At 64.2% G+C, this 17,440-nt stretch carries 12 protein-coding genes and 1 pseudogene; 9 read left to right on the plus strand and 4 right to left on the minus strand.

The genetic code is table 11. The features are described from left to right. The first annotated feature begins 45 nt into the window (after positions 1-45). Positions 46-3,987, plus strand: a complete 3,942-nt coding sequence (locus Amac_RS15565) for a P-loop NTPase family protein (RefSeq protein WP_155355097.1) — start codon at positions 46-48, stop codon at positions 3,985-3,987. Between the two features lie 607 nt (positions 3,988-4,594). Next, positions 4,595-5,887, plus strand: coding sequence for a hypothetical protein (locus tag Amac_RS15570; RefSeq protein ID WP_155355098.1), 1,293 nt, complete (start codon positions 4,595-4,597; stop codon positions 5,885-5,887). Here the strand turns inward: Amac_RS15570 and Amac_RS15575 are convergent. Then, positions 5,855-7,390, minus strand: coding sequence for a hypothetical protein (locus tag Amac_RS15575; protein WP_155355099.1), 1,536 nt, complete (start codon positions 7,388-7,390; stop codon positions 5,855-5,857). The two genes, Amac_RS15570 and Amac_RS15575, sit on opposite strands and share 33 nt — an antisense overlap. Positions 7,391-7,622: 232 nt before the next feature. On the opposite strand from Amac_RS15575, the gene Amac_RS15580 reads away from it, so the two are divergent. The 3 genes from Amac_RS15580 (at position 7,623) to Amac_RS57910 (ending at position 10,074) form a co-directional block, all read left to right on the plus strand. Then, a complete protein-coding gene (locus Amac_RS15580) occupies positions 7,623-8,225 on the plus strand; it encodes an RNA polymerase sigma factor (protein ID WP_155355100.1) in 603 nt (200 codons plus the stop codon). 136 nt (positions 8,226-8,361) lie between these two features. Further along, the gene (locus tag Amac_RS15585; RefSeq protein WP_155355101.1) at positions 8,362-9,120 is read left to right on the plus strand and encodes a hypothetical protein; all 759 of its coding nucleotides are present in this window, start codon (positions 8,362-8,364) and stop codon (positions 9,118-9,120) included. A gap of 111 nt (positions 9,121-9,231) precedes the next feature. Further along, positions 9,232-10,074: an ImmA/IrrE family metallo-endopeptidase gene (locus Amac_RS57910; protein WP_373869819.1), complete on the plus strand. Its 843-nt coding sequence runs from the start codon at positions 9,232-9,234 to the stop codon at positions 10,072-10,074. Positions 10,075-10,330: 256 nt separating this feature from the next. Here the strand turns inward: Amac_RS57910 and Amac_RS15595 are convergent, their stop codons facing one another. After that, the gene (locus tag Amac_RS15595) at positions 10,331-10,792 is read right to left on the minus strand and encodes an ATP-binding protein (RefSeq protein WP_155355103.1); all 462 of its coding nucleotides are present in this window, start codon (positions 10,790-10,792) and stop codon (positions 10,331-10,333) included. A gap of 563 nt (positions 10,793-11,355) precedes the next feature. On the opposite strand from Amac_RS15595, the gene Amac_RS15600 reads away from it, so the two are divergent. Next, positions 11,356-11,757, plus strand: a complete 402-nt coding sequence (locus Amac_RS15600; RefSeq protein WP_218041105.1) for an integrase core domain-containing protein — start codon at positions 11,356-11,358, stop codon at positions 11,755-11,757. A 359-nt stretch (positions 11,758-12,116) separates the two neighbouring features. Then, positions 12,117-12,668, plus strand: a pseudogene (locus Amac_RS56155) (SDR family oxidoreductase). A gap of 642 nt (positions 12,669-13,310) precedes the next feature. Here Amac_RS56155 and Amac_RS15610 read toward each other — a convergent pair. After that, entirely contained in the window at positions 13,311-14,540 is a 1,230-nt protein-coding gene (locus Amac_RS15610; RefSeq protein ID WP_155355104.1) for an alpha/beta hydrolase family protein, read from the minus strand. Between the two features lie 223 nt (positions 14,541-14,763). Here Amac_RS15610 and Amac_RS15615 point away from each other — a divergent pair, with 223 nt between their 5' ends. Continuing rightward, the gene (locus Amac_RS15615; RefSeq protein WP_246268364.1) at positions 14,764-15,954 is read left to right on the plus strand and encodes a sensor histidine kinase; all 1,191 of its coding nucleotides are present in this window, start codon (positions 14,764-14,766) and stop codon (positions 15,952-15,954) included. Then, the gene (locus Amac_RS15620; protein ID WP_218041106.1) at positions 15,951-16,634 is read left to right on the plus strand and encodes a response regulator; all 684 of its coding nucleotides are present in this window, start codon (positions 15,951-15,953) and stop codon (positions 16,632-16,634) included. Before Amac_RS15615 ends, Amac_RS15620 begins: the two co-directional genes overlap by 4 nt. Positions 16,635-16,904: 270 nt before the next feature. Here the strand turns inward: Amac_RS15620 and Amac_RS57330 are convergent, their stop codons facing one another. Continuing rightward, positions 16,905-17,177, minus strand: coding sequence for an Orn/Lys/Arg family decarboxylase (locus tag Amac_RS57330; protein ID WP_281356292.1), 273 nt, complete (start codon positions 17,175-17,177; stop codon positions 16,905-16,907). Positions 17,178-17,440 lie beyond the last annotated feature (263 nt).

Genomic DNA, 17,440 nt, shown 5'->3' on the forward strand with positions numbered 1-17,440 from the left:
TCGAACGACGCCGGCACATGGAAATGAATTGTCTGGAGTCTGCCTGTGACGATCAAACCGCGGCCCATCGGCTCAAAGCTCGATGACGGTGAGCTACTAGCACGCGACGAACCTGGGGAGGCCGGTGTTCTTGTAACGGTAGACTCATCCGCGAAAACGGCCGAATCGGACGCGGGCAAGCATGCGCAACGAGTTGCTTTGCATGCCGATCAGGAGCGACTCGTGCGCCGCTTCATCGAGGTATCGCACGAACGACTCGCTGGTCGCGGCCCAGAGGCACGCCGACTGCGTGGTCGTCAGCCAAGGGAGCAGGTCGTCCTTGGCGTCCTAGCACCACAGGACCCGCCTGTGGTTGACCAAATGGTTGTTGCCCAGGATCTACCGGCCGAGCCGGGTGTTCCGGTCGATCAGCTACCCGCCAGTGAGTTCGGCCTGACCTGCCTCGTAATGCCTAGTGAGAAACGCTTGACTGTGGACGTCAAGCTGCACTTTGCACTCTACCTACAGCATTTTCCAACCTACGAAGAACAGTTCGAACACGCGGCTCTCGTCGCCCGTAAAGCAGGTGAGCTCGACGAGGCAGAGGCATCCTCGTCGAGTGCGTCAGGCGACGAGGATGCCTCTGAGGGTAGCGGGCCTATGGACCAGCGGGCCGGCACCACCGAAAAACAGGCCGCCCTCAACCAAGACGCCCACGTTTCGGTTACCGACGCGGTGGCCAATCATTCTGGACCAGAAGCACTTGATGAGTCCGCAGACCGTCCAAGGTCCAGGCGAGCCAACAAGGAGGCTAGCGATCCGATCTTGCTGGTCTACCGACGCTACAACATCAACCTGACGCTTCAGCTAAGCATCCCCGTACCTAGAAACAGTGTCCCCATCACGATAGATGATCAGGGTGTCGTGCGATCAGCCGTTGTGCATGCGCTTGGCGATCAGGGCACATCCGATGTTCGGACTTCCGGTATAGGACCCGCTGGCGGTCCGTACCGTTTACTCGACAGCGCTGGTCAACGCATACCGCGCAAGGCAATGAGTGATCCCGAGACATTCGATGCGTGGCTCACAGCCCACGGCGAGCCCGGCTGGACGGCACCGACTGCCGATCCACAGTTCACTGTGACAGCCCATCGTGATCCGACTGGACGTATCCGCCTGGCGCTGACCCTCTCCAATGCAGCCACCCGCGCGCCAAGAGACCGAGGCTTCCTGCCCGAGGTTTCTGTCTACGATGCCAGCTTCGAGGCCACGATCACGGGCGGAAGCCTGCTGAACATGGGCTACCGCACAGTTGACACCGACTACCGAATCGCGCCGCTGGTATACGCGCATGGACGGTTCTGCTGCCTGGACGAAGATGCGTCCGATCCGACCGCTGGCCGTCTCGTCACCACTGCCTTCCCGGTCTTTCGGCAAGCCGTGTACGAATCCCGGCCCGACTTGGAACCCACCTTCAAAGACCTCGCGCAAGATCCGGTCCGAGTACTGAGCAAGATCGCCGACCACATGCAGGGTTTCCTCGACCGATGGGACGAGTACCTTGCCAGCGAACCACCCCTCAGCGACGAGGCGTTAGAACAATGCCGGGCGGACCGGGATGCGTTCGCGGACGAACGTCGACGTTTTGCCGCCGGCATCGGCCTCATCGAAACCGATTTGAGCAGCCCAAGCCCTGACGGAATTGGACTCGCGTTCTGCTGGATGAACCAGGCGATGCGCCGCATGGACGCGCCGGGGGGTGTCTACACACCGACCGGACCCCCTGCCGTACGTCGGTGGCGGTTGTTCCAAATCGTGTTCATCGTGCTCCACCTAGCCGCCCTCACGGCCCGCGAACCATCCGGCGAGCAACTCCGGGACGAACTGAACTACGCCGACGTCCTGTGGTTCCCGACCGGCGGCGGCAAGAGCGCAGCGCTTTACGGCATCACCGCCACCGCCATGTTCTACGACAGGCTGCGCGGTAAGAGTTTCGGCACCACCTGCATCATCAGATTCCCGCTACGCATGCTCTCCGTACAGCAACTGGACCGCATCCTGCGACTAATCGTGTGCTGTGAACTCGTTCGTTCGATATATCACGAACACACTCGCGGTACCAGCGAGGACGAAATTTGGGATCTTGGGGAGCCGTTCGAGCTGGGATACTTCGTCGGACGAAACAACACCCCAAACCGGCTGACCGACGCAGCTGACACAAAATGGCGAGACATTGATGCCATGGCGATGCAGAACACATCGTGGCGGCGTGAGAACGTAGTTCTTCCCACCTGCCCCTACTGCGGCAATGAACAGGTCGCGCTTCGACCCGACACTAAAACCGTCCGGCTCCGACACACCTGCCCCGACTGCAGCCGGGACCTGCCCGTGTCCATCACTGACGATGAGGTATACCGCTACCTACCTACCGTCCTCGTCGCCACCGTCGACAAGCTGGCTACCATAGCCTTCAATCCTCACTTCTCTCACCTGACCCATGGGCCTGCCCACCGGTGCCCCGACCACGGGTTCGTCACGTTCCGGCAAGGCAGTCGATCCGAACCCCGCTGCCTCGCGCGCGAACATTGCGGCCGCAACCCCCGAGAATGGAGCGCTGTCAGATCACACGACCCGGCGCCAGCGCTAGCCATTCAAGACGAGCTGCACCTTCTCGCTGAGGAACTCGGCACCTTCGCGGCTCACTACGAGACACTGTGGCAACATCTGTGTCGCACCGGGTCAGGACTACCGAGCAAGGTTCTGGCCGCCACCGCGACGATTAGCGACTACGCAAACCAGGTTCGTCAACTTTACGCGCTTCGCCCCCGACGGTTCCCGAGTGAAGGCTGGGTCGACGGACAGTCGTTCTACGCTCGTCGGCACGACGACCTAACACGACGTATCTTCGTCGGCGCCCTACCCTCACTTATGGACACCAGCACTTTCTCCCTCGCGTGCGGCGACGCTGTCCGACGTGAACTGGAACGTCTGCGCGCCTTGGATGCGGCTGACGTCATCACGGAACTTGGTCTCACGACCGTCACTCCCGATCACGTAGACGAATGGCTCTTCGCATACGAACTTCAGCTCTACTACGTCAACCGCAAGACTGACGCTGACCATGTCCTCACCCACGCATCCCGCGCCGGCGTCACTGCTGATCCCGCACCTTTCCAGGCCCAACGTCTCACCGGAGCGAACCGTCTCGCCGAAATCAGCGAAGTCATTCGCCGCGTCGAGCGGGAGACCATCGCCACGCCCGCTGGCCGCCGACTCGCCGTAATAGCGGGAACCAGCCTCGTCAGCCATGGTGTCGACCTTGCTCGGCTCAACGTTCAATTCGTCCTAGGGATGCCGTCGACATTGGCCTACTACGTGCAGGCCACCTCTCGAGCCGGTCGATCGCAGGTCGGACTCGTTTTCACTGCTCTTAACCGATACCACCTCCGTGACCGCAGTGTGTTCCATTTCTTCGACCCAACCCACCGGCATGTGAACACTCTCGTCGAACCCGTCGCACTAAACCGTTTCAGCCTCCACGCCCCGCGCAAAACCGCCAGCGGCCTAGTGGCGGCACTGTTACTCAGCGAGATTGGCCGCGACTCCGGCGCTCTGGAGGCCATCGGACCTGCACCGGTCGACTTCGGCAAAGCAGTACAAGCGGAAGCGTGGCTGGCCGCCGTCGGCGAGGCGGGCGAAATGCGGTTGCGTGACTCCATCTACCAGGCATTCGGCTTACGTAGCGAGGTATTGGACTCCGTCGTCGCCGAGAGCTTCCGGCTGCGCGTTGATCACGTGCTCGACGAGTTGCTGGCATCACTGTCCGGTACCGATCCGCAGTTGCAACGGCGCCTGCGTCCACGGCCGCCAACCAGTTTTCGAGACATCGACGCTCCAGCGGACTTCAGCGCGTTGGGAGGATTCGCCTCACGGATGTTCACGATGCTTGGCGGCGATGACTCCAACGACGACCTGCCGGACATGGCCGACGAAGGCGGCAACACCTGATCTCCGCCTGAACGAACACGCTTTCCTGCACAGCAGGCGAACATATTGGAGCCCATCAGTGCAACGTTCTCGTGTAACCGTCCAGTACGGTCATATGCCTAGCCAGGTCTTCGAGCACGAGGTGGACGGTGTCTACTGCGTCGTGCGTGACATCAGCGGCGGTCGCCCGGACATCCCCATCGAGCAGGTTCTAGAAGCCCTCGAACTGCAGTTGACCAAATGGCGGGCAGCCGGTGGCGACGCCTCCGGCTTTCCTTCTAACGTCATGGAGCACGCAGACACGTTCCGCCTCGTGCGGCCTGAATTAGTCAGGTGGGACGTCTGGCCAACCAGACTGTTCTGTGGGAGCTGCGGACATGTTCTGCTGCTTCGGACTTCCCGGCAGGCAGAGGCCGAGATTCCAGCCTCTCGCAGATGTAGGCAGTGTCGGACCGGTACTTACCGGCAACTTCCCTACTACCAGGTTCACGCATGCGGTAAGAGACAGCAGCTTCAGCTACCACAGTGTCCCGATCATCCGAACGATCAGCGTACGTTTGAGGACACTGGATCCTTCGTTACTGCGGGATTCCGCTGTAGCCAGCAGACCTGTAGGCGCTGGCTCGGCATGCGGTTCGCAACCTGCAACGGCTGTACCTTCGCCGCCGCCGACCCGGCAAACCGCACCCGCAATCTCACCCCAGTGACGGCGCGGGACACTCGCGCCTACTACGGGCATCGTCTCACGCTCGTCAACGTGGACGCCCAGATGCGCCAGGCACGTAACAACGACCGCGCCGCGGTCTATGCGCTTGGCCACTACATGGGCACAATAGGCGACCTCTCCGGGATGCTAGCCGCAGGCCGCGGTGCTGGCGCACCTAGTCCCAGCTCGCAGGCGGTGGACCTGCTGAACATGATTCGCGAGCGCTATCCCGACGATGTCGAGACGATCGCCCGAGCGCAGAAAGTGGTCGACGAAACCCGGGGAGACGAGCCAGCTCTGGAGCGAACGCGGACAAACCTCCAACCCAGTACCGTGGTTACAGCAGCCGCCGATCGGCGAACGTTGGAGCGAGCCTTTCTCCACGCTCGACACTCCGTTGACAATCTCGCAGACGTTGCTGCAGCTCTTTCATCGGCCGGAAGCAACGTGCTAGCTGACCGGATTCGCACCGGCCTCGAAACCGCGCGCCAGCTGGGCCTGGCTCGAATATCACTGGTACGTGAATTCCCGATCGCCCTTGTCGGGTACGGCTTCAGCCGTGTGCACTCCGACGTGCGTGCACGACTGCTTCCCCTGGATGCCACACGGGATACCGAGCAACTGCCTCTCATAGCCGTCGATGCCGACACCGAAGGTTTGCTGGTTGAGGCTGATCCAGTGGTCTTGTGGCATTTCTGCCGAGCCAACGGCTGGACTCCACGATGGTCAACGTCTGAGGAGCCGACACCTGAACAGGCTCGAGCTTGGGTACTCGATACCAGCTTCTCGGCCGTATCGACCGATGCTGCCGACGCTATTCGGCGGGTGACTCACGTCTGGTCACATCTCCTGATGCACGCGCTCGCCTATCATTCAAGCTTCTCAGCCAACTCCGTCGGGGAGTATCTGCTCGAACGTGCGGCCAGCACGCTGATATTCGTTGCGAAGTTCAACTCGTTTAACCTCGGCGCTCTCGGCGCGCTCGCGGAACAACATCTTCAGCTCTGGCTCACGGACGCTGCCGACGCAGCCGCCAGCTGCGTCCATGACCCAGTCTGCTTGGCTGAACGCGGAGGATGCCACAAATGCCTCGCAGTAGCGTTCGGCTGCGAGAGGTTCAACCGCGGACTCGACCGAGGTTACCTCGTCGGGGGTGGCCGCCTCGCCATCCAGGAGGGCTTCTTATACACCGCCGCCCGCCTCGCGAACCGATGAATGTCCGGTGCGACCCGTCCGTCCGCTGCGACGTCGATGGGCGGACGGCTTACTCAATATCAGGACCGTTTCGCGGCTCGCCGAACCGGCGCGGGCGCGCTGCTGTGATGCCACGCCCTTGGCGCGCACAACCCACAGCTCACGTATTTCGAGCCCGCTGCTGCGGGCCAGTTCGGCGAGCAGCAGATCAGTTGGCAGATGATGACCCAGGTACGTCTGAGTCCCCACCACTAAACCAACAGATCCACCTGGGCGCAACGCTTCAGCCAGTCGGTCGAGCACATCGGCCATGTCCTCGAAGAAGCCTGCCACCATACGCAGGATCCGACCTGACTGATCCCCGCTGACGCGGCTGCCGTTGACAGCCGCCAGAAACTCACGCAGCGCCGGCAACTCAACGCGATAGTCATCTCGTGGTGGCGCTTCAAGGTGCGAGCGCAACAATTGCTTGCGCACGCGTCGCAGCCCTGCCGCGTCTGAGACGAAATTCCCGAGAGCAAGTTCCAGTTGGTAGACGGCCGAATAGTCGTACCTATTCGGGTACGGCGGGCTAAAAACGACAACACTGCAGGTCTCGCGAGCGGGTCGCCATTGGCGAGTGTCCGCGCGGACGACCATCAACCGGGAGGCAGGAGATCTGGGCGCCTGTGCCGAAGCCGCCTCCATGCGCTCGCCTTCGTCGGCTGGGGTTAGGCCTCCAGCACTTTGCGGCAGAAACGAGGAATTGCTGATCTCGAGATCCAAGACGATGGAATCGATGCGCTGGCGGACCCCCGCGACCACGTCCGCGGCGCCCATCGCACGGCGTTGTTGTCCCGGACGACCAGGTCGTGCGGGACCATCCGGCAGTCGTCGTCGCAACGACGTGCCGTCCTTGACCGCATAGCTGACTTGCTCAACCGCTGACAGCACGGCCAAACGAACCAAGTCTCGCTCCACCCCAGTAGGCGCGCGATCTACCGCACCGACTAACTTGGTCAGCGTCGTCAGCGTCGATGGTGAGAAGGCCCATTTCGCCGCAGGTACGTCTAGCCAGTCACGTCCTGCGAGGGAGGTATACCCGGCCAACGCATCATCTGCGATCTGCCTGACGGCCCGCGGGTCCGCCTCGCCCCACCGGACCAATGTTGCTGAGAGGAAGGTTGCGAAGGGCATTAGATCGGCACCGAGCGCTGGCAACCCTCGTTCGGCAGCTACCAGCAGTGAAGTACCTGACCCCACCATGGGGTCGTACACAAGCGGTGCTTCCGCCCCCGGTCGCCCGAGCTGCTCTGGCAGCAGTTCATCGAGCATTTCTCGCACTAGGCGAGGAGAGTACGCCTCCTTATACCGTGCCCAACGATAAACCGGCTCCTCGGCCCGAGGTACGACGCCAGCATGGCGGCCAAGATCGAACCGCTCCTTTGTGACCGGCTCATACTCGTGCAGGAGGCGCGTTCGCGCAACGTCGACCACGTTCACCGGCAACGCTCGCCGATACTCGCGCCAGGCTTCGTCACTCACCAGATGATTCCTGCCTAGTGTAAAGATCACCATGTTAGCGACCCACCCCGTGTGCTCGGCTGCCACTCGGCTCAGAATGTTCTGATGCTTCAGTTGATGCCGTGGCCAGTGGCTAGCACAGTGCGGGCAGGGACAGCCCTCTGACCAGGAAAGCTTTCGGAGCGACCATCGCTAACGTCACCATGCGTAGAGGCGCGACCCGCAGAAGCGCGGAGAACGGAGGTCACCACACTTGGCAGGCGAGGACGATCCACCGACTCTTGCTGCCCTGTACCTGCGCAACAGGGAAGTTGCGATGCGCGCCGCACGTGCGATCCTGCGCAACGAGCACGACGCGGAGGATGCGGTCTCCACCGCAGTCGTCAGGGTCGCGGCTCGATTTGCTGCGGGCCACGTCCCGGACACTCCAGATGCGTACTTCATGCAGTCAGTACGCAACGCGGCACTCGACCGGCTACGCGCCTCCTCCCGCCAGCAGAGGGCCCGTACGGTCGAGTCCCCTGAGAGTAGTAGTCAGTCAAGAGCCGGGAGTCCCCACGAGCTAGAGGACATCGCAGAAATCTGCCCAGACGTCGTCGATCAAATTATTGAGCGGCAACGGAGCTACGAGGTCAGCTGCGCGGTACAACGCACCCTCGACCGGTTGGCCGAGCGAGAGGCGGCCATGCTGTCATCACTGCTGGCCGGCGACACGCGGATCGAAATCGGAGCTCGACACAGCGTCACGGGCCAACGAGTCGGACAGTTACTCAAGAAGCCCATATCTGACCTACTCGACGAGCTCGGCGTTAATCGAGCATGGCCGCGAATCCGCCGGACAGGAGAAGGATCATGAAAGGATACTGGAGGCTCCGTACCACGTTTGAGCCTATCACAGACATTGCATGCGCTGTTCTTGGCACCATACTCATCCGCAAAGGCTCGGCGTCATGACGAGTGATGATCGATTTCGGGAAAAAAGGAGCCCGGAGGTGTTTGACGCATCGAGTTCAACTCCGCCACCGAATCACGCCGATCCAGAGAAGGATCAAATAGCCCAACTGGCGCTGGACTACCTAGACGTTTTAAACGGAAGCAAAGACGTCCTGCCAGCAATCGATAGTCTAGACGCCACGCTTCAACAGAAAGTGCTCGAAGCGTGGAACAATGTCGACCGCCTTATAGTCGACGAGCCGCTCCCACCACTGAGTGACGATCCGATCGCACTCGCGCTCGGTGCCGTTCCGACTGTGCTTCTCGATCCGAGAGCTCTGCGTAAAGCCCGACAGGCGCGGAGCCGGAGGCCCTCCAGCATCGCCGAGTCGCTCCAACAATGCGGCTGGTCGACCACTACGTCCGACGTATTTCGATGGGAACAACGCACTGAGCAAGTCGCTCTGGCCCTCTTGGCTGACCTCGCGGCAACACTCAACGTCTCCAGCGAGGCGCTGATGCATTCAGGAACGGACTCGCCGGGGGCGATGGAAACCCTCAGGCTGGACGATAGCATGAATCCATTCCTACAAGTCTTGTACAGCGACGAACTGAACGAGATCGTTGATCAATGGGCACGTCTGCAAGGAATTAGTCCGAGAGCTGCTCGTGATGACTTACACCAGCGGTTTAACGCAGCTGCACATCGCGGAGCCCAGACACTTACTACTCGTCAGTGGAAAGCTGTCCTGGTCGTATTGCTCGCGAACGAACGAGCTCGTCGTGGGCAGCCCAATGATCCATTCGCCGGTACATGATCTGGAATGACCCCTAAGCTGCATGCGCGCAGATTGGTCGCTTCGGTACCCAACAAGATCCGCGAGGCACTGGGGCTCGAGCCTGAAGATGCGCTGATTCGTCATTTCGGCATGCATATCGTTCCTCTAGATCAGCTTCGCGACTGTCGTGGAGCAGGCGGGTGGTGTGACGGAGTATCACTTACGACTGATCGTGTTATCTGCTTCGCGCCGTCGCCGCGTTCACGGCGCCAGAACTTCACCCTGCTACATGAGTTCGGCCATTTCCTCGTGAACGAGGATGACGACGTTCTTGACTGGCTTGCAGATAGACCTAATCCCGCTGCTGACGTCGAACGCCTCTGTGACGCGATCGCCGCTCAGATTCTCCTCCCCGACGCCACGATTCTACGGGTCCTAGACGGACACAAACCGACCCCTGAACACCTTCACCAGTTATATGCCGCCAGCCGAGCCAGTGAGGAGGTATGTGCAATAGCCCTCGCGAACCGCCTTCCCGTCCGCGGCGCAGTGGTCCTCATCCGTCGACGAACAGCCGCCGTTGTTTTCGCCGCAAGCAATGGCTGGCCTTTACTGCACATTCACCGTGGACTCGTCGTACCGCAGCACCACCCATTGCGAGATTTGGGAATTCGACAGCGTTGGAGTGGCTGGACAACGTCAGATCTTCGTCTCGCTATCTCAGAGCCGCTTCCGGATACGCCGATCCCGAACCTTCTTCAAGCATGGGCCGAGGCAGGAGCCAATCGAACGACGACGATACTCCTCGATACACTTTCTAGGAAAGGAGTTGCAGGCGACGCCTATACTAGACGCACAAACGTTCGTTCTATGCCGTATGAAGAAATGTTGGCTTGTCCGCACTGTGGCCATGGATCAAGTTCGAATATTTATCCATGCGAGGAGTGTGAATTTCCTCCCTGCAGACAATGCGGTCGATGTCAATGTATATAAAAACGATGCGCCGACCACGGTCGTCCTCGTGATGCCTCGCCAGGTGCCGCATAATGAGCCGCCGAACTGCACTTCGTTCGCCAGCCCTGCCCGTCCACTCCACCTATGCCCTGCTCAAGCTCGCCTCGGCAAGATCGACACGACACCCGATGGACCCAGCGAACAGACCTCGGCGCGGCAGCGCTTAAGCGAGGCCCAGCACCAGCTCAACGACACTGGCCGAACCTGAGACGAGTGCGGCGGATCGCTCACCAGGTCACTCGTGCGTGAGAATCGCCCACACCACGTGACCGGCGTCCGGGCTGCCGCCGCGCCCCGCCTGGCTCGCCATCAGCATGACCGCGCGTAACCCGTACCCGTGGCCGCTCAACGGCATCGGCGTCACAAACCTCGGCGTGCCACCCCCGCCGAGATCGTAGACGGCGACGCGGACCTGGCAGGGAGCCAGCAGGCACTCCAGGACGACCGAGCCTGCGGGCGAGCCCGACCGAGGCGCGTGCCGCAGCGCGTTGGTCATCAGCTCTGAGGTGACGTACTCCGCGTCCTCGGCGAACGCGGTGTCCATCAGCAGCGCCCGGACCAGATGACGCGCCCGCGGAACCTGGTCGACCGTACCGGGGAAGACCTTCCGCCACAGCAGCACACCCTGATAGGTGCGTCCCCGTACCGACGCCCAGACCGGCTCCGGCCGAAGCTCCTGAAACCCTGTCTCTCCCATGTCACCGTCCCTCCGTCCCGGGTACGGTTGATCGACTCGGAGCTATTTGTCCAGTCCAAAGCCCTGGGGCCTGACGGTATGCCGATGAAGTGTCTGTTGCGCTAGATCGAGCGGCGGCGGCCGGACGAGAACTGCACCCCTTACGTTCGGTGACAGATCACGACCGCATCGGGTGGGTGTCGGTGCGCTCGTAGTGTGCTCGGATGTCGGGAACCTATCCGGCACGGGCGCGGACGGACCGGCATGAAAATCAGCGGAGTCAGGGACGAAACGGTACGACACGGGACGTCCAGGCAGGCTGGCGGACGGTTGATCACTCAGGGCCGCTGACTCTTAATCAGCGGGTCCGGGGTTCGATTCCCTGGCGGCGCACCCAGAGGAAGCCCCCGTTCACATGTTGTGATCTGGGGTTTCCTTTGTTTACCACCTAGCCTTATTCGCCTGCCTGCGGCGTTTTCGATCTCCGGTGTGCTCGTATGGTTGTGCCGCTCGGAAACTCGAACTTGGTGTGTGAGCTGGGGCTTTGGCAGCGGGTGCGCGAGCCCATCTGAGACGGTTGTGAGGTGTTGTTGTCTCTCGCCTACATGATCGTGCGCTTTTTGATCCGCGATCGCGACAGCAAATTCACTGTCGCCTTCGACACGGTGTTCCAAGACGAGGGTGTCGAGGTCATCGTGACGCCTCCCGACGCTCCACGGGCGAACGCGATCTGCGAGCGCCTGGTGGGCACAATCCGCCGGGAACTGCTAGACCGGATGCTCATCTACAACCAGGCGCACCCGCGTACGGTGCTGAACGAGTATGCCCGGCACTACAACTCCCATCGGCCGCATCAAGCGCTGCGGCAATGCCCGCCAGATGCCCCCTCGGACACGCCGCTAGCTGGCGTCCGCCTGGATGTACGGCGAGTGCGGCGCACCCCGGTCATCGGCGGCTTGATCAACCAGTACAGCAACGCTGCTTGACACGGAAGAACGCCCAGCTCAAGCCCAGAATCCTAATTTCGAGCGGGACAGGCCCCGGAGACCGCCGTGCTCGCCGACGGGTTCAGCTGCCGTACCCAGATCCATCAGCTCGACAGCGGCGGCCGGGAAGGCATGCACCTCGCCGAACTGCTCGCGGCCGGCCTCCGCCGGGATTCGCGGCAGCCTGGTGTCGTTCCCGAACGCGCGTGCGCTCCCAGGCCTGCGCCGCCGGGCGCGTGTGCCCGCGCAGCAGTGATCGCCGGTGCCGGATGCGCTGTCACGGGAGTGTTGGCGGCTGTTGCCCGGGTACTGCGGCGGAAGTAAGTGGTGAATTGCTGAACCACGGGACGGGAGAGGTCATGGGAGCCAAGAATCAGTCGCCTCAGGTCGTGGTCGTCACCGGGGCCAGCGGCGGCGTCGGCCGCGCGGTGGCCACGGCGTACGGCCAGCGCCACGCGAAGGTGGCCCTGCTCGCTCGGGGCGTCAAAGGTTTGTCCGCCGCGGCCGACCAGGTACGCCAAGGCGGCGGCACGGCCCTGGAGATGCCGGTCGATGTGGCGGACTTCGACCAGGTCGACGCCGCCGCCGAGCAGGTGGAGGCCGAACTGGGTCCCATCGACGTCTGGGTGAACGTGGCGTTCACCTAGGTGTTCGCCCAATTCACCGATATCCGGCCGGAGGAGTATCGCCGGGTCACCGAGGTCACTTACCTCGGCTACGTCCACGGCACCATGGCCGCGCTGAAACGCATGCGGCCACGGAACCGGGGGACCATCGTCCAGGTCGGCTCCGCGTTGGCCTATCGGGGCATTCCACTTCAGAGCGCCTACTGCGGCGCCAAACACGCCATCCAGGGCTTAACGAGGCGCTTCGCTGCGAACTGCTTCACGATCACAGCGGCGTCCACGTGACCCTGCCGCAACTGCCTGCGGTCAGCACGCCCCAGTTCTCCTGGGTGCTGTCCCGGCTGCCCCGCCAGGCCCAGCCGGTACCCCCGATCTACCAGCCTGAGGTCGCCGCGCGAGCCATACTGCACGCCGCGGACCACCCGCGACGCCGCGAATACTGGGTCGGCGCCAGCACCGTGGCGACCTGCTCGCCAACGCGGTCGCGCCCGGCCTGCTCGACCGTTACCTGGCCAGAACCGGATTCGCCGCCCAGCAGACCGACAAGCCCAAGGACCCTGGCCAGGCGGCCAATCTGTGGGAGCCCGCCGACGGTTCGGAAGGCCACGACTACGGCGCGCACGGCGTGTTCGATGACCGATCTTCCGACACGAGTCCGCAGCTGTGGGCCAGCTGGCACCACGCGCTGGTGGCGTGCCTGGGCGGCGCGCTGGTCGCAGCGGGAGTCGTCCTGCGCAAACGCTCACGATAATGTGATCAGGGTTCACCGCAGTCGAATTTTGCGACAGCGAGTTCACTACCTCCGGGCTGGGGAGCGCCGTCCAGCCAGACACCCCGCTCTGGTGACCGACGGGCTCGAACGTCCGCCCCGGCATCTGGCAGCCGACGCCTGGTCGCGCTTCGTGGTGTCCAAGAATCGTTCCTCTTTCAGGCGCAGCTCTTCCGCTCAACCGCGCAAACCTTGACCTCTGGATATCTCGCCGACGCCCGATCGAGCAGGGGCTGCGGTGTGCCGCGCAAGTGCAGGTCGAGGAAAGCGGCCACGTACGCGCGGGTGATCTCCATCGACCGGGCGGCGGGCAGCGTCGCGCCGGTGTCCAGGCCCGCTTGCTCGCCCAGCAGGGAGATGTCGGTGAAGGAGGCGTGTTCGGCGCCGGCGACCACGAGCCAGCACTTCCATCCGGTGAGGTGCCGCCAGGCGGCCTCCCACGAGGCGGATTCCTGGCCGCCCGGGGTGCGCGTGGCTTGCGCGCCAAGGAGGAGGAAGGGCTTGCTCAACCCGCTCGCCGGCACGGGCACGATGGCCAGGCCGTCGATGTTCATGCCTGCCTTGATGCGGGGGTCTTTCAGCAGGGCCGCCACCGAGCTGGCGCCGCCCGCGGAGTGGCCGCCCATGGCCATCCTGTCCGGGTCGATGAGCCGGGACCCCTTCCACTTGGGGCGCGGGCCGGTCAGCTGGTCGAGGACGAAGGAGACGTCGTCGGCGCGGGTGGCGCCCACCTTGTCCCAGAAGGCCTGGTCGTGTGGCTGGACTTGGCAGGCCGTGCAGGTGACCACGCGGCCGCCGGGGAAGACGGTGGCGATGTTCTCGTGCGTGTGGCTGATGGCGGCCACGACGTAGCCTCTGCTGGCCAGGTCTTCGGCGAGGCCGGTGAGCGAGCTACGCGTCTTCTCAAAGCCGGGGGAAAGGACGACCAGGGGCAGCGTGCGCGCCTTGCCCACCGGCGGCGCGTCGCTGAAGGCGTGGGTGCGCGTCCGGGCGAGCAGGTCGGCCGGGACGCCGGTGACACCGGCATTCTTCAGGGTGAGCTCCGACTCCTTGACGCTCATGTACGGCGCCGCCTGCCCGCCCGCCTTCGCGGCCGGGTACCACAGCGACACCATGAGCTCCCTGGACTTCGAACCGGCATCCCAGGGGTCGGGGCGCGAGGTGTCGGTGAGGTGCAGCGAGGTGGTGCCGACCGGCTGGGAACCGGTCAAATCCGGGAGCGAGAGCGCGCCGTCACGCGCCGTCTTGGGCGGTTCGGCGAGGGCGTCCGGAGAGGGATTGCGTGACGGTCGGTCCACGGCGGCGCTCCCGGCCGCGGGAGCCGACGCCGGCGCGCATGAGGTGATCGCCATGAGGAGCAATCCGGCCGCGATGGCCATATGACGCATGAATTCGCCTTTCGAAGATGTACGGCGACGACGCTAGACGCGGCCGATGCCGTGCCGCGTCGGCCGTCGTGCCGATCTTCGCCGCCGGATCATCATTGCGATGTAGTCACGCAGGCCGACGCGGCCCTTATGGGACATACAGGACAATGCCTGGGTGGTAGCAAGATGGCTGGCTCTCGTGCGCCCCGACCAGTGGCGTCCTCGTCCGTCCAGGCGGGCGCTCATGGCCGACCTGCTGGTGGCGCTCGTCTTGACCGCCCTGGCGGTAACGGCGGCCGCCTCCGCCCCGGAGGGTGCGCATCGGGTCCCGCTGGCCGAGTCCTTGCGGCTGCAACCCGTGATCGCCTCGCCTGCCGACGAAGCGCGCCCTGTCGTGCCAACACGGGAACCGTCGCAGGGCCCGCTCGTGCTGCTGGTGATCGCGACCGCCCTGCCGCTGGCGGCGCGGCGGCTGAGCCCGCTCGGCGCTTTCTGGGTGGTGCTGCTCGCCGCATTGGCCACGCACGATGACGCGACATGGATCACCGTGCTGGCATGTGCCATCGCCGCCTACAGCGCGATGGCGCACAGCCGGCACCTGGCCCTGGCAATGGGCGGGCTCGCGGTGGCGGCCGTGCTGGCGGGCGTGGCCTTCCATGACTCTGTCGGCAGCCTGCCGAACTGGCTGGGCCCGTTCACCGTCCTGCTGAGCGCCGGGGTCGTGGCCGGCGCGGTCCGCCTGTGGCGCCGGCGGCTGGACGAAGCCGGCCGTGCCCAGGAGGAGGCCACGCGCCGGGCCGTGGAGCTGGAGCGCTCCCGGATCGCGCGCGAGCTCCACGACATCGTCACCCACAACGTGAACGTGATGGTGATCCAGGCCGGAGCCGCACGCAAAGTGATGGACGCAGCGCCGGAACGGTCGAAGCAGGCCATGCTCGCGGTCGAGGCCAGCGGCCGGGCTGCCATGGCGGAGCTGCGTCACGTCATGGGCCTGCTGGCCGGTCCGGGCAGCGGTCCTGCGGAGATCTCGGACGACGGGCTGCAGCCGCAGCCGGGGCTCGACCAGCTGGACACGCTGATGGAGCGGGTGCGCGCGGCCGGGGTGCGGATCCAGGCGGACGTGGCGCAGCCGCCCGGCCCGCTGCCGCCAGGGGTGGAGATGGCCGCCTACCGGGTGGTGCAGGAGGCGCTGACCAACACCATGAAGCACGCGAACGGCGCGACGGCGTCCCTCGCGATCCGCTACCCCGGGGAGTGGATGGAGATCGAGATCGCCGACACCGGCGGAACACACGCGCCGCGGGCAGGAGACGGGCAGGGCCGGGGACTGGCCGGACTACGGGAAAGACTGGCCATCTACGACGGCAGCCTGCGTGCCGGGCCTGCCGGCGATGGATACCTGGTCGCGGCACGTCTCCCGTGGACCACGACGTGAGCGGGCCCCTGCGCGTGGTCATCGCCGACGACCAGGCGCTGGTGCGCAGCGGGTTCGGCATGATCCTCACCGCCGACGGCATCGAGGTGGCGGCTGAGGCGGCCAACGGCGCCCAAGCCGTCGCCGCCGTCCAGCGGACCGCCCCCGACGTGGTCCTGATGGACATCCGCATGCCCGAGATGGACGGCATCGAGGCTACCCGGCGGATCGTCGCGGCCGGCACCTGCGGGACGCGCGTCCTCATCCTGACCACCTACGACCTCGACCAGTACGTCTACGCCGCCCTTACCGCAGGCGCCAGCGGCTTCCTGCTCAAGGACGTCACCCCCGAGCAGCTCGTGGCGGCGGTCCGGGTGGTGCGCGCGGGCAACGCCCTGCTCGCCCCCGCCATCACCCGCCGCCTGGTCGAGCGCTTCGCCCGCCCTGACGAGGCGATCCACCGCGACCTGTCCGACCTGACACCCCGCGAGCTGGAGGTGCTGCGCCTGATGGCCACCGGGCTGAGCAACGCCGAGTTGGCCGAGCGGCTGGTCCTCAGCCCGGCCACAGTGAAGACCCACGTCGCGCGCATCCTGGGCAAGCTGGATCTCCGCGACCGCGTCCAGGCAGTGGTGCTCGCCTATGAAGTCGGGCTGGTCACCCCACGCTCGACGAGCCCTTCGGCTGTTGACCACGCCTGATGGCAGGGGGAGGATGGCGGGATAATCGTCGTTATCTGGCAAGATAGCGATCACAGACCGGGTGCGAGAGGACCTGGACCTGCGCCTGGACGACGAGCACGTGCGCATCTACGGTAGGGGGCAAGCGTGCGCACCGTGCTGCTGGACGACTGCGGCTACGTCGCCTTGCTCAAGCGTCTTCGTGTCTTCTTCGCCTCCGAAAGATTGTCGTCGTACTACACCGGAGAGGTCCTGGCCCCGGTCGGCGGTGAGACGATGTCGGGGTGTGGGTCACTCCCTGACCACGCGGACGCTGGACAATGAGGCGTCCATCGCGTCCGGGACGACCATCCCGGAGCAGACGCCCGTGCGCAGGTAGACCAGCACGTCCTCGGTGAACCGCTCGCCCGGCAGCGCGGCCGGGATGCCCGGCGGATACGGCGTGAGCATCTCCGCGGCGATCCGTCCTGCGGCCTTGTCGACCGGCACCTGCTCGGCCTCGGCGAAGAACGCCTCGCGCGGCGGCATGATCTGCTCCAGCCGGAGATTCCCGGCGATCCGCACGCGCGCTGCCCTATCAGATTTCTTGAAGAGGTGAAGGAGGAGGAGAATCCTGCTGAGCGGGAAGAACGTCCCGACACAGATTAATGTTGGCGTTCCAGCCGTTTAGGCTGGCGTTCGGGGTCAGCCGCCCTAACCGGTCAAGGCGCTGACCGCCCTTTCCGTGTGCTCCTCCAACGAACCTAGCGGCTGAGCTTCCCCTCTTCCGGAGACTTCCGAACCAGGTCGGTGATGATCGGACCGAGCCCGTCCACTTCACCCATGCT

It is taken from the genome of Acrocarpospora macrocephala (assembly GCF_009687865.1).
GTDB lineage: Bacteria > Actinomycetota > Actinomycetes > Streptosporangiales > Streptosporangiaceae > Acrocarpospora > Acrocarpospora macrocephala.